Genomic DNA, 13413 nt, shown 5'->3' on the forward strand with positions numbered 1-13413 from the left:
TAATTTAATTATCTAGTCTATATTCTACAAATATATAATTTTGAATGCTATTTATACAATCTCAAAACTAATTTTTAATTCTATTTTAATCAGTGTAAAAAATGTCTGATCCCGGTAAACATCATCGGAATCCCATGCTCATTGGCTGCTTCGATGCTGTCCTGGTCTTTTACACTTCCTCCCGGCTGAATGATTGCTTTGATACCTTCCTGAGCGCAAAAATCTACCACATCACGGAAAGGGAAAAACGCATCTGATGCCAATACCAGGTCTCCTGAGAATTTTTCTTTTGCTCTTTCAATCGCCTGCTGTGTTGCCCAGATTCTGTTTACCTGGCCACCACCGATTCCGAAAGCCTGAATTCCGTTTGAAACCACAATCGCGTTTGATTTTACGTATTTCACTACTCTCTGGGAGAAAAGCAATGCTTTTTTCTGCTCTTCGGTCGGTTGGGTTTCAGTAACCACTTTGATATCATCAGAGAAAACGCTGTCGTTGTCCTGAACCAATATTCCGCCATCAATTTTCACCCATGTCTGTTTATCAGAAACAGGGTTTACGATTTTTATAATTCTTAAATTTTTCTTTTTCCTTAAAACTTCAAGGGCTTCTTCATCAAAGTCAGGAGCCATTACAATTTCAAGGAAAGTTTTGTTTAATTCTTCTGCTGTTGCTGCATCGATTTTGTAGTTCATGGCAACAATTCCACCAAAGATAGAAACCGGATCACACTCAAAAGTTTTCTGGTAAGTTTCCAGAGCTGAAGTTCCGATGGCCACGCCGCAAGGCGTAGAATGTTTTACAGCACAGCAAGCCATCTCCTCTTTGAATTCAGTTACCACTTTCCAGCAAAGATCCATATCACGAAGGTTGTTGAAAGACAATTCTTTTCCGCCAAGCTGCTCAAAATCTTTCATTGCCCCGTTTTCGAAAGTAGAAACGTAATAAGCAGCTGTCTGATGAGGGTTTTCTCCGTATCTTAAATCAGATACTTTTTTGTAGGAAGCATTAAGGTAAGCCGGATAAGCTTCGTCTAAAAGCATTCTTGAAATAGCCGCATCATAAGCAGAAGTAAGGTTGAATACTTTTCCTGCAAGCTTCTTACGGGTTTCGATGTACGTATCGCCGTTTTGTTCCATTTCGATTTTTACTGTAACATAATCTTCTACATCTGTAATTACGGTAACAGAATCAAAGTTTTTAGCTGCTGAGCGAAGCATTGAAGGACCTCCGATATCAATAAATTCTACCTTCTCATGTAAAGAAATATCTTTGTTTACATTTTCAAAGAAAGGATAAAGGTTTACGATAACCATATCTATCAGACCAATTCCGTGCTCCTGTACTGTTTTCATGTGCTCTTCGTTTGCACGAACTGCCAGAAGACCACCATGAACTTTCGGGTGTAAAGTTTTCACTCTGCCATCCAACATTTCAGGGAAATTGGTAACCTCATCAATCTGAATTGGATTTAAACCAGCATCTTTCAAATGTTTGAACGTCCCTCCTGTTGAAACCAGTTCATAATTTTGGGCTTCCAAAAACTGCGCAAATTCGATCAATCCGCTTTTGTCAGAAACACTGATTAAAACTCTCTTTTTACTCATTTTACTTTCAATTTTTTACTTTTTACAGCTATTTCAAACTGTATTCCGGCCTTTCACCCCCGGATTTACTTTTATTTTACTTAGATTTTCTACAAACAATGTTTTACAAATTCCACAATAACAGGGTTGGGTGCTTCTGTAGTTGAAGTGAGCGTCGGCTGAAATAAAGTTCCCACAAAAAACGGATGAGATTTTATTTCAAATGACCTGTAATGTCCTTCTTCTGATTTTGATGTAAAACTTAATCCTCTTTCTTTTAAAGTTTCCACGTAGTCTTCATTGATTCCATAGCTGCAATAGTATTTTCCTACTATTTCATCTACCCCCATTGTTTTATATAAAAAACTTTCTTTATCTATAAGCTTGAGATTTTCCTGTTCGCCTACTAATGAACACATCAACTTTTTTATTAAAACATTTTCACTATCCGGATTGGTTTCTTCATGATCTGCATTGGTAATTTCACATTCGTTTCTTGCAAACTCAATGATCATATGTTGAAATCCTCCGCAATTTCCAAAGGTCGGAATATTATTTTTCCGTGTATATTCTATTACTTTTAAAACATTTTCAAAGTCTTTATATGGACTTCCCGGAGCAATCCACAGCCCGGTATAATTTTGTTTTTCAAAGACAATTTCATTAAAAATATCTGTACCAATCCAATCAAACTGAATTTCTTTATTCAAAAGCTTTTTAACATCCCTTATACTATCATTCAATGCATGATGTGTAGCGTGTACTGGATTAAAGTCTCCCAGAATAGCTATTTTCGGAATCATATATTTACTATTTTATTGATTGCTTTTGGAAATATTTCATATTCCACCTCATGTATTCTTTCGGCTAATGTTTCCGGAGTTTCCCCTTCATTAATTATAAATGATTTTTGTAAAATGATGTCTCCTTCATCAATACCCGAAGTAACAAAATGAACAGTAGCCCCACTTTCTATTTCTTTAGCTTCAATTACGGCATTGTGAACATTCATCCCCCACATTCCTTTTCCTCCGAATTTTGGAAGCAATGCCGGATGTATGTTGATTATTTTACCTTTCCACTGATCACAAAACTCAGGTTTAAGAATAGATAAAAAGCCTGCCAATACGATCAGATCCGTATTTTCAGAGATTATTTTACCCAATTCGCTGCTGAAGTTTTTTCCTCTTGGGATCAGTACATTTTCTATATTGTGATTTTTGGCTCTTTCCAGTCCGTAACATTCTCTGTCTGCAATAACTAAGGTTACCTGTGCATTCTGAATTTCTCCGCTCTCAATGGTGTCTAAAATCCTCTGAAGATTGGTTCCGGAACCTGAAACGAGTACAACAATGTTTTTCATTAATTTAGATGTTAGATATCAGAAATCAGATACAAAACAAAGGTCTGGAATCTGATTCTGACATCTGAAGTCTTTTAAATAGTTAAATTTATTTTTTCGCTTCCTTCTGTGATGTCTCCGATTTCGTAAGCATCATCTAAAAGGTGTAATACTTTTTCAGCGTGTTCAGGATCTACTACAACGATCATTCCCACTCCCATATTAAAGGTTCCGAACATTTCTTCACGGGCAACATTGCCTCTTTTCTCCAATTCAAGCATAATACCCGGAATTTTGATTTTTGATGCGTCAATGGAAGCACATAATCCTTCAGGAATAATTCTCGGGATGTTTTCATATAAACCACCTCCTGTAATATGCGCAATACCGGAAACTTTTACCTCCTCAATTACTTTATGAATGTCTTTATAATATAATCTTGTAGGGACTAAAAGGGTTTCGTATAGTGGTTTTCCCTCAAATTCTTCTTCAAAATCCGGGAATACTTTTCTTACCAGTGAAAATCCGTTTGAGTGGAAACCTGAGCTTGGTAACGCAATGATTTTATCACCCGGCTTTATTTTAGAGCCGTCAATAATCTGATCTTTTTCTACAATTCCTACACAGAATCCTGCCACATCATAATCTCCCGGCTGATACATCCCCGGCATTTCAGCAGTTTCACCGCCTATTAATGCACAGTTGTTATCTTTACAAGCTTCTACCATCCCTAAAACAATCTCAGCAGCAATTTCAGAATCTAATTTTCCGCAAGCCAGGTAATCTAAAAAGAACAACGGCTTTGCACCGTGACAAAGGATATCATTGGCACACATTGCAAAACAATCTACCCCGATAGAGTCATATTTTTTAGAATCCAAAGCTACTTTCAGTTTAGTTCCCACTCCATCGGTTCCGGAAACCAAAACAGGATTTTTGTATCCTCCGATCTCATAGAAAGCCCCAAAACTTCCCAAATGATTCAATACATTGGAATTGTGGGTTTCACCAACCGCTTTTTTGATCTTGTCAACGGTTTTGTATCCTTCTTCTTTGTCTACTCCTGCAGATTTGTAAGTGTTGCTCATTTTACTTTTAGAAATTTTATTTCAAACTTTTTATATCAATTTTAGAAAATAAAAAAGCCGACCATCTTGGTAGATTATCGGCTGTTATTTTATCTCAGAATTTCAGTGCCCACAGTTTTCCCTTTTATGGAGAAACATTCTTTGAAAGTGGACTGAATTTTCATCTTTTTTCTTTTTGCAAAAATAGTAATTTTAAATTAATATTACAATTCTATTTTTCCAAGATCGTTTCGATTGCCGAAATCTTTTTAATTTTTTCTCTTAACTCACTGTCTTTTTCTTCATTAGAGATTTTTTGGGCAGCTTTATCGAAATTGTCATTAAAAAACGGAAGTGAAAAAGTCTCTACAATATTTCCCCCGTGGAAAGGGAAACGTTTGGTTGCAGCTTCCAAAACTCCGGCCCCGCCTCTTGCTCCGGGTGCAGCAGACATTAATAACATCGGCACTTCATTCCAAACGGTTCTTTCCTTGATTCTTGAAACCCAGTCGAACACATTTTTAAAAGCTGTTGAATAGGTCCCGTTGTGTTCCGGTAAAGAAACCAATAATAAATTTGCTGCATCAATTTTTGCTGCAAAATCCTTTGCTTCCTGAGGAACCCCTCCAGCAAGCTCTCTTTCATGTTTGTAGATTGGCATTTCAAAAGGATTAAGATCTACTACCTCCACTTCTGCACTTTCAAATATGGTAGAAGCGTAGGCTACTAATTGCTTGTTAATTGAAGCTTCGGAATTCGTTCCTGCTATTGCTAAAATTTTCATTGAATATTATTATTTTTAAAATGTAAGTTATTTTTAAATCCGCTATGGCTTAATATTTAACTAAGGTTTATGTTTTAAACCACCCCGTCAAAAATTCTTTGAATTTTCGCCACCCCTCCAGGGGAGGGGAATTTTTTATTCTGCGAAAAATTTTATTTATTATTTCAAATAAGAAGGTAATTCCATCGGAACTTCCATTAAAAGGATTTCGGTATCTCCGATAGCTTCGATGTTAAAGCTTTGGGTGTCCCAGATTCCCAACCCGTCTCTTTCGTTCAGGATTCTGTCACCTACTTTTGCACTTCCTTTTAGCACAAATGCATAAACACCGTTTCCTTTTTTGTTGAATATATAGTTTTTGCCGTTTCCTTTTGTAAAGTTGGCCAGGTTAAACCATGCATCCTGGTGAATCCAGACTCCGTCATCATTTTTACTGGGTGACAGAATCTGCTGAAATCCATTGATTTTTTCACCTTCTTTAATACTTTTCTGATCATATCTCGGCTCAACTCCCATTTCTTTCGGGAACACCCAGATCTGTAAAAATTTTACCGCTTCATCTTTATTTTTATTGTATTCGCTGTGCATGACACCGGTTCCGGCACTCATCACCTGAATTTCTCCTTTTTTGATTACTGCAGTGGTTCCCATGGAATCTTTATGCTCAAGATCTCCTTCCAAAGGAATGGAAATAATTTCCATGTCCCTGTGCGGGTGTGTTCCAAACCCCATTCCCTGGGAAACGGTGTCGTCATTTAATACTCTTAAAACTCCAAAGTGAGTTCTTTCCGGATTCTGATAGTTCGCAAAACTGAATGTATGGTAACTATTTAGCCACCCGTGATCAGCGTGGCCTCTTGAATCTGCTTTATGATATACTGTTTTCATTATGTGATTATTTATGGTACAAATGTATGACATCCGGATATGGGAAATGTTGACGTAAGATAAGAAAGGTGAGAAGATAAAATTGCTGAATATCGGAATACCTAAACCGTTAGCCAATATACATTACCCCTCTTTCTCTTCCGGTGTTCCAAAGATGTGTTTACGATGATTCTCACCCCAGTTTTTTAAGGATTCTACGACGGGTGATAATGTTTTTGTGTATTCTGTAGGATTATATTCTATGGTTACCGGATACGTATCTTTTACGATTCTTTCTATCAACCCGTTTTGCTCCAGTTCTTTTAATTCTTTGGCTAAAACCTTTGAAGTCAGCTTGGGTATACTTCGTTCAATCTCTGTAAAACGCTTATTTCCGGCATTTAACGAAATGATAATCTGTAATTTCCATTTACCACTAATAACATCTAATGTATCGCGGACCGGTTTTAAAGCCTGCATACAATCTTTATGACTATGTTGTTTTTCCATTTTCACTTTCCTTTGGGTAACTACTATACTTTGGAAAGTAAATTTACAATAATTTTGTCATAATCAAAAACAAAAAAATTTAAAACAAAATGGCAAACATTTTAAATATCAAAACCAGCATTAGTGGAGAAAATTCTGTAAGCAATCAACTTTCTCAGATTATTATCAATCAATTATTGAAAAAAGATCCTGAAAGTAAGGTGGTGGTTCGTGATCTGGCTACCCAGCCGATCCCCCATTTGGAAATTCACCATTTTAACGCTTCAGGAATTCCTGATGAAGAAAAGAATGACGAACAAAAAGAAGCTTCAAAGTATTCTGACAGAGCCTTAAAAGAAATTGAAGAAGCTGATATCATTGTCATTGGAGTTCCTTTTTATAATTTCACTTTCCCATCTACTTTGAAATCCTGGATCGACAGTATTTCAGTTGCCGGAAAAACTTTCTCTTTCGCTGACGGAACTCCAAAAGGACTTTTGCAAAATAAAAAAGTGTATTTAAATTTCGCAGTGGGTGGAGTATATGAGAATGGGCTTATAGAAAATATGGAACATTATTTAAGAACATTATTCGGTTTCATCGGGATTACTGATGTTGAAGTATTCAAATCTCAGGGGACGATGATTCCTCAGCTTAAAGATGAAAATTTATCGAAAGCTGTGGCAGAAATTGAAGCTGTTTTAGCGTAAGGAAATGAATGGCCAATGGTGAATTTTAAAACACTGTTGGCCATTTTTTATGGCAGAGTCTTTGTTAAAAAGATCAGGTTAGGGAATTCAGGCTCTTTATTTTAATATTATAAAAATATTCCATAGATTTTGTAGATTGAATTGATAAAATCTGTATGCTTTTTGGGATTGTAGGTTATATAAGTTTCGGCTGAAGCCTTCTATATCTCCTTAAAATAAAAGCGGGCTAAAGCCCGCTCCTATTGATGTATTCTCATTTGAATAACAATTTTATCGTTATCAACTAACTCCTTATCAATTTTTTTCCTAAAAATGCACCTGTTGGATTTCTTCTTCAATTTCTTTCGGGGTTTCATGATCTTCTTTAATAAAAATCATTGTAATGACAGCACCTATCAACATACAAATGCCACCGACAACGATATAATCTATTGCATAATCTCCAAAAATATTGCTTACGACAGGTCCGCCAAAAAGTCCGTTGATGATCTGTGGAATTACAATAAAGAAATTGAAGATTCCCATGAAAACACCCATTTTTCTTGGGGGAATAACTTCAATAAGCATGGCATAAGGCATTGCTAAAATACTCGCCCATGCAAATCCCAATCCTATCATAGACATCCAAAGATGACTGGTGTCTTTAATAAAATACATTGATATTAATCCTATTCCCCCAAATGTTAATGCAAGTGCATGAGTCTGTTTTTTACCTATCCATTTTGCAATAGGAGTTAATAAAAATGCAAAAGGAATTGCCCAAAGATTATACATCCCGAATAATTCACCTGTAAGGTCTCCGGCATTGTTGAATGCTTTGGAATGTGTATCTTCAGGAGACAGTCCGAAATGGTGTGTTGCTAAAGCACTGGTCGTGAAAACCCACATGGTAAACAAAGCAAACCAAGAAAAAAACTGTACTATTCCCAGCTTTTTCATTTGGGTAGGAATATTTGCAAAGTCTTTAAAAATATCGCTGAATTTTGATTTTTCTTCCACAACCTCTTTCCCATCTGCAAATTCTGCAAATTCTTGTGGAGAATATTCTTTTGTTGTAAAAATGGTATAAAGTATGGTCAATATGAGCAATCCTGCACCCACATAAAAAGAATATATTACATTATCGCCTACAAAACCCACAGGTGCTTCGTTTGACACTCCTAATGCAGTGAGCAAACTGGGAATATATGAACCGATTACAGCTCCTATCCCGATTAAAATAGTCTGCACTGAAAAACCAAGTGTACCCTGGTGTTTCGGAAGCATATCTCCTACCAAAGCTCTGAAAGGTTCCATGGCAATATTAACAGATGCGTCCATCATAGCAAGGAAAATTACGGCTAATAAAAGAGCATTGGCAGCAAACATATGGGTAACAGTTGCTGCGTTGGGAAGCATTACCAAGCCAATGGCACACAAAATTGCGCCTATTAAAAAATAAGGTTTCCTCCTCCCCAACGGGCTCCAGGTATTATCACCCATGTGTCCGATAATCGGCTGAACAATCAGTCCTGTGACCGGTGCCACCAACCAAAACCAGGATAATTCATGAACGTCTGCGCCTAAGTTGGCCAGAATCCTGCTCGCATTTCCGTTCTGCAACCCGAAAGCCATCTGAATCCCTAAAAATCCCATGCTCATATTGATGATCTGAGCCATAGACAGATTTGGTTTTGTCTTTTTTGTCATTGTGCTTTTATGTTATTTTTTTGTTTTTAAATCCTGAATAAGGACATCTTCGATGGCTGCCTTTTCGGTAACTACTTTGTCTACTACATCATTGGGAACCGTTACGGAAAGTACATATTGTCTTACTTTCCATGCTCCGTTGATTTTCTCTACCACACCGGAGCCACGGCAGATCTTCATCTGGGTATCCAGTAATTCATCAAACCAGGCTATTTTTCCGTCTTTACTGAAATAGATATTCCTTTTTAATGAAGTAAAATTCCAGGTTTTCTTTTTATCAAAGTAAGGCTTAGCCCAAACCATGAAAGCTTTTTTATCCCAGACTTCCGTTGCATCGGTGCCTATGAATGTAGATCCTTCAGCAAAATAATTAAAATAGGAGTTGAAATCCGCCTTTGCTGCAGCTATGTTGAAATCATCAAGCATAGTATTGATCTGCGTTTTATCTTTATCAAACTTTGTTTGTGCTGAAATACCTGTAAAGCTTAGTAAAACAAGTACCAGCAAATAGACAACTGTAATTTTTTTCATACTTTAAATGTAATTAAATAAACCGTTCAAACTACTTTTGCAGCTCAATAATCAGGGAAGTTTTTGCAGGTATAACCAAACTGTTCTGTAAAGAAATTTCTTTTCCTGAAATGACCTCTTTCCCTTTTGCAGCCTTATTCAGAGATTCTGCAAAACGTTTCAGATCTAACGTCTGTTCTTTGTCGTTATTGTTTACCACAACCATTACCGATTCTTTATCATTGTACCTGAAATATACAAAAACATTGTTCTGGGGAATATAATTTTTGGTTTTCCCGGTATGAATGACGTCTTTTTCTTTTCTCCAGTTTAATAATTTCCTGCTGAACTGGTAAAATTCTTTTTGTTCAGGAGTTTGGGCCGAAGGATTGAATGCATTTTGCTTATCTGATTTCCAGCCCCCCGGAAAATCCCTGCGGATATCTGCATCACCGCCTTTATTTTTATCACCGCGCATCCCGATTTCAGAACCGTAATAAATCTGTGGTATACCGCGAACAGTAGAGATCAGTGTCAAAGCTATTTTGTAGGCCTGGGGATTTGCGTTAAAAATCTCATTCCATCTTTCCGTATCGTGATTTTCAAAGAACACCATTACATTATTGATGTCCGGATACAGGAAATCACTTGTAAAAACATTATATAACCTTGTTAAACCACTGTCCCAGCCTTCATTTTCCTTTAAAGCTTTAGGCATATCTCCGTACAGCATAAAATCCATTACAGAAGGCAGATTGGAGTTGTACCCGGCAGCTTCACCTGTTTTTGAATCTTTTTGCCACGCTGAAATATGTCCGGCTGTGTTTAACCATGTTTCTCCTACAATATTAAATTTCGGGTATTCATCAGTGATTGCTTTGGCCCACTTTGCCATCGCTTCTTTATCATTATAAGGATAGGTATCTACCCGGAAACCGCCCAATTCGGCATATTCTATCCACCAGATGGCATTTTGCGTTAAATATTTTAATACCAGGGGATTTTTCTGATTAATATCCGGCATTGTGGTATCAAACCAGCCATCCAGAGCATATTTTTTATCGATCTCCGAAGCATTGGTATCAAATTGGGTAGTGGTTTTATAATTGGAGCGGTAGAAACCTTTTTCTCCTTCATCAAACCAATGAATCCAGTCTTTTGTGGGTAAATCTTTGATCATCCAGTGCGAAACACCCCAGTGATTGGTTACATAATCCATCACAAGCTTCATATTTCTTTTATTCAGCTCACGGGAAAGTTTACGGTATTCTTCATTGGTTCCGTAGCGGCCATCAATTTTGTACAGATCGGTTTGTGCATACCCGTGATAAGAATAAACTTTTTCATTGTCTTCATTTACAGGGGTTAACCAAACAGAAGTAGCGCCCAGGTTTTGAATATAATCCAGGTTATTGATAATACCCTGTAAGTCTCCACCATGTCGCCCGTTCGGAAGGCTTCTGTTTGTTTTTTCTGTCAGATCCGGAGTCGAATCGTTTTTCTCGTCACCATTAGCAAAACGGTCCGGCATAATCAGATACATTACATCTTTTGAAGTGAAAGATTCACGATTGACGGAATTGGGTTCTCTCTGTTTTAATTCATAGGTGTAAGAATCTATATTTTTTTTCCCTTTTTTAATATTGATCTTAAATTCAGGAACATTAATTTCGTTAGTATTTACGGTTACAAAAATGTAATTCGGATTTTCAACTTTCTGAATATTTTTAATCTGAACTCCGTCTGAAAGCTCAACTTCATTATGGGCAACATCTTTTCCATATACAAGAATCTGAAGTTCCGGATTTTTCATTCCTTTCCACCAGAAGGCAGGCTCTACTTTATCTAAAGGTTTTTGAGAAAAAGCAACCGAAGCTGCTGAAAGGACAATAATTGCGTATATCTTTTTCATTTTTTCTTATTTAACAGGTATTGATTACAGCCGGATAAAACAAAATTCTATCTTAGGTAATTGCATTTTTATAAAAACACTGTAAAATTTATAGACAGAATAAGCTCTACCATCGATTGGAGATCATAATTTGATTAAAATTATTAAATTCTCCCACATAAACCATCTTTATTCAGAATTTTTATTTGCTTTATCACAAATAAAATTAAAGTTCTCCACTATGGGTAGTGAAGAACTTTAAATGGTTATTTTTAATGGTAAACAAAGTTATCTTATTTAACTTTTTTAATGGAGATGGCAAAACCTCCGCTTCTTACCATTTTGAAATTGATTTTAGATTTGCTGGTAATCTGTTTTTTATAGATATTATAACTCTGAGGATTATCGATATAATCTGCGTCTTTTCCATCTTCATAGATTGTAGCTTCATATTTCGCTCCTTTATCAAGGAAGGAGAAGTCTACAGTGTATTCGCGTTTATTTTCATCGGTAATTCCCCCTACAAACCAGTTTTCCGTACCTTTTGCTTTTCTTGCCGTTACTACATAATCTCCCGGTTCAGCAGCTAAGATTTTTGTATCATCCCAATCTGCCGCCACATCTTTGATAAACTGGAAAGCATCCATATGTTTTTTGTAGTTTTCCGGTAAATCTGCCGCCATCTGAAGCGGCATATACATTGTAACATACAAAGCCAATTGCTTCACCAGGGTAGTTTTTACAAATCGTTTATCTCCGGGGAAATAATAATCCAGTTTAGTCTGGAAAATTCCCGGCGTATAATCCATAGAACCACCCATCCATCTTGTGAAAGGAAGAATAGTCTGGTGATCTGCATTATTTCCGCCGAATGCTTCATATTCTGTTCCACGGGCCGCTTCAGCAGAAATGTAATTCGGATAGGTACGGCTTTCTCCGGTAGGACGCACAGATTCGTGAGAGTTTACCATGATTTTATATTCATTGGCTTTCTCTGCAATTCTGTAAAAGTGGTTGATCGTCCATTGTGAATAATGGTGCTCTCCTCTTGGGATAATATCGCCTACGTAACCGGTTTTCACGGCATCATATCCATATTTATTCATCAATTGGAATGCTTTATCAGACCATCTTTCGTAGTTGGCAGCCGAACCTGAAGTTTCATGATGCATGATCAGCTTAATCCCTTTGGAATGTGCATAATCATTCAACATTTTGATATCAAAATCAGGATACGGGGTAATGAAATCGAATACAAATTCTTTTGAATGACCGAACCAGTCTTCCCAACCGATATTCCAGCCTTCAATCAATAACCCCTGGAAACCGTTTTCTGCTGCAAAGTCAATATATTCTTTAACTTTTGTATTGTTGGCAGCGTGTTTTCCGTTAGGAGTTAATTTTGAGAAATCGGTTTTATCCAAGTGTACATTTTCTGCTGTAGAATACGCCCATTGAGATTTCCCGATGATCATTTCCCACCAGACACCCATATATTTTGTAGGGTGAATGTAAGAGGTATCGGTATATTTTGTAGGTTCGTTGAGGTTGAATATCATTTTGGAAGCCATCACTTCTTCTGCTTTCGGCGAAACGATAATCGTTCTCCACGGCGTTACCGAAGGCGTCTGGATATATCCTTTTGCTCCCTGTCTGTCTGCTGTAAGATGGGTTTTGAATCTGAAATTCTGAGCATCCACTTCCAAGTGTGAAGCCGGATAATCTAAAACAGCTGCTTCTGCAACGTTAACATATAAAGGATCTTTTCCTTCTTTTTTCAGCATCAGCGGAGACTGAACGGCATTTTTAACTAAAGACTGGGAAGCATTCGCATCGAAAGCTTTATCCCATTTTGCCGGAATTTCTGAAATTTTTGTTTCCTGGTACTGATATTCCTGGGAATCATAATCTGCTACAATCCACCAGGCTTTCATATCTGTAGGAAAATCGATTTCAGAATCTTCTTCCCGGATCACGAAATAGTTAAGGTTTTTCTGTTGCGGAAATTCATATCTGAAACCCAATCCATCATTAAATAATCTGAATTTCACCACAATCCTTCTTTCGGTAGAAGCCTGATTAAGGGTAACCGCTAATTCGTTATAGTTATTGATATAATTTTTCTTTTCCCCCAGTACCGGCTGCCAGGTTTCATTTTTAGAATCTCTTTTTTCATCTGATTTTACAAAACCGTTATTCAGGTCAAATTTAGCATCTTCCGATTTAGCAATTTCAGAGGCAAATTTTATAGCCGTGTCTTTAAATAATCTCAATCCTAATTTAGAATCTTCCACCACTACATTGCCATTATATTTAAGGTTGTAAAAAGGTACCCCTTCTTTCAACCGGAAGTTCATTTCAAACTTTCCGTCCGGCGATTTTAAAGATTGTGCATTCACACCTACAAACATCATTGAGAGCAAAAACGCTCCAACTGTAATTTTCTTCATATTGACAATTTATAAACTTTAAAAATAA

Annotated in this window: 12 protein-coding genes; 1 reads left to right on the forward strand and 11 read right to left on the reverse strand. The window is 36.8% G+C overall.

Annotated features, from left to right (window positions below; translation table 11 throughout):
• Window positions 1–89: 89 nt before the first annotated feature.
• The 7 genes from purH to PMI13_RS08890 all read right to left on the reverse strand — a co-directional run bounded on the left by purH (window position 90) and on the right by PMI13_RS08890 (window position 6156).
• A complete protein-coding gene (gene purH, locus PMI13_RS08860) occupies window positions 90–1607 on the reverse strand; it encodes a bifunctional phosphoribosylaminoimidazolecarboxamide formyltransferase/IMP cyclohydrolase (protein WP_007842858.1) in 1518 nt (505 codons plus the stop codon).
• Between the two features lie 89 nt (window positions 1608–1696).
• Window positions 1697–2389 carry a glutamine amidotransferase-related protein gene (locus PMI13_RS08865; protein WP_007842859.1) on the reverse strand — a complete coding sequence of 231 codons (693 nt, stop codon included), beginning with the start codon at window positions 2387–2389 and terminating at the stop codon, window positions 1697–1699.
• Window positions 2386–2949: a phosphoribosylglycinamide formyltransferase gene (purN, locus tag PMI13_RS08870; RefSeq protein ID WP_007842860.1), complete on the reverse strand. Its 564-nt coding sequence runs from the start codon at window positions 2947–2949 to the stop codon at window positions 2386–2388. The genes PMI13_RS08865 and purN overlap by 4 nt, the downstream gene beginning before the upstream one ends.
• Window positions 2950–3023: 74 nt before the next feature.
• Window positions 3024–4016, reverse strand: a complete 993-nt coding sequence (gene purM / locus PMI13_RS08875; RefSeq protein WP_007842861.1) for a phosphoribosylformylglycinamidine cyclo-ligase — start codon at window positions 4014–4016, stop codon at window positions 3024–3026.
• 211 nt (window positions 4017–4227) lie between these two features.
• Window positions 4228–4779, reverse strand: coding sequence for an NADPH-dependent FMN reductase (locus PMI13_RS08880; protein WP_007842862.1), 552 nt, complete (start codon window positions 4777–4779; stop codon window positions 4228–4230).
• 159 nt (window positions 4780–4938) lie between these two features.
• The gene (locus tag PMI13_RS08885; RefSeq protein WP_007842863.1) at window positions 4939–5667 is read right to left on the reverse strand and encodes a pirin family protein; all 729 of its coding nucleotides are present in this window, start codon (window positions 5665–5667) and stop codon (window positions 4939–4941) included.
• A 123-nt stretch (window positions 5668–5790) separates the two neighbouring features.
• Window positions 5791–6156 (reverse strand): winged helix-turn-helix transcriptional regulator, encoded by a 366-nt coding sequence (locus PMI13_RS08890; protein WP_034670012.1) that lies wholly within the window; start codon window positions 6154–6156, stop codon window positions 5791–5793.
• 89 nt (window positions 6157–6245) lie between these two features.
• Here PMI13_RS08890 and PMI13_RS08895 point away from each other — a divergent pair, with 89 nt between their 5' ends.
• Window positions 6246–6845 (forward strand): FMN-dependent NADH-azoreductase, encoded by a 600-nt coding sequence (locus PMI13_RS08895; RefSeq protein WP_007842866.1) that lies wholly within the window; start codon window positions 6246–6248, stop codon window positions 6843–6845.
• A gap of 306 nt (window positions 6846–7151) precedes the next feature.
• Here the strand turns inward: PMI13_RS08895 and PMI13_RS08900 are convergent, their stop codons facing one another.
• The 4 genes from PMI13_RS08900 to PMI13_RS08915 form a co-directional block, all read right to left on the reverse strand.
• The gene (locus PMI13_RS08900) at window positions 7152–8534 is read right to left on the reverse strand and encodes an MFS transporter (RefSeq protein ID WP_007842867.1); all 1383 of its coding nucleotides are present in this window, start codon (window positions 8532–8534) and stop codon (window positions 7152–7154) included.
• A gap of 12 nt (window positions 8535–8546) precedes the next feature.
• Window positions 8547–9065: a nuclear transport factor 2 family protein gene (locus PMI13_RS08905; protein WP_007842868.1), complete on the reverse strand. Its 519-nt coding sequence runs from the start codon at window positions 9063–9065 to the stop codon at window positions 8547–8549.
• 31 nt (window positions 9066–9096) lie between these two features.
• A complete protein-coding gene (locus PMI13_RS08910) occupies window positions 9097–10956 on the reverse strand; it encodes a glycoside hydrolase family 13 protein (protein ID WP_007842870.1) in 1860 nt (619 codons plus the stop codon).
• Between the two features lie 272 nt (window positions 10957–11228).
• Window positions 11229–13385, reverse strand: coding sequence for a glycoside hydrolase family 97 protein (locus PMI13_RS08915; protein ID WP_007842872.1), 2157 nt, complete (start codon window positions 13383–13385; stop codon window positions 11229–11231).
• Window positions 13386–13413: the final 28 nt, after the last annotated feature.

Origin of the sequence: Chryseobacterium populi, assembly GCF_000282115.1 — a bacterium.
Lineage (GTDB): Bacteria > Bacteroidota > Bacteroidia > Flavobacteriales > Weeksellaceae > Chryseobacterium > Chryseobacterium populi.